Here is a 546-nt window from a genome sequence, read left to right on the forward strand (position 1 = left end):
AGTGAAACGAGTTTCTTCTTGTCTTGATACTATAGGTAACTATTACAATGTAACCTCACATCATTCAAACCATTGATACAACTGGATTGAACACAAAAAAAGTTGCTTTTTTCAGCATACTATTGTATCGTTTTAGGTGTCTAAGCTAAACGAAAATAGAAAGGAGAAAAAGCAACTTTTTATAGGCATTGTTTTGTAAAAAAACAAGGTTGTTTTGTGTGATATATCATGGACAAGTATACTGAGAAAAAACAAAGAAATCAAGTATTTCAAAAATTTATTGAGAGACATGTGAGAGAGGGACAGATGTATTTGATAAAGGACTGTAATACATTTTTATCATTTGTTGCGGATAAAACTTTGCAGAAAAAGAAACTATATAAGTCGAATTTATGTAAAAACCGGTTCTGTCCTGTATGTGCTTGGCGTAAAGCTCGTAAAGATGCATTGGGATTATCTTTAATGATGCAGTATATCAAACAAAAAGAACAAAAAGAGTTTTTATTTTTAACTCTAACCACTCCTAATGTGAAATCAGATGATTTA

At 30.6% G+C, this 546-nt stretch carries 1 protein-coding gene; it reads left to right on the forward strand.

Annotation, left to right across the window (positions count from 1 at the left end; translation table 11 throughout):
* Positions 1-228: 228 nt before the first annotated feature.
* Positions 229-546, forward strand: a 318-nt coding sequence (locus HMPREF2937_RS02030) for a protein rep (protein WP_083326903.1), incomplete at its 3' end; no start/stop codon positions are given.

The sequence above is a fragment of the Staphylococcus sp. HMSC061G12 genome (assembly GCF_001838465.1).
Lineage (GTDB): Bacteria > Bacillota > Bacilli > Staphylococcales > Staphylococcaceae > Staphylococcus > Staphylococcus simulans.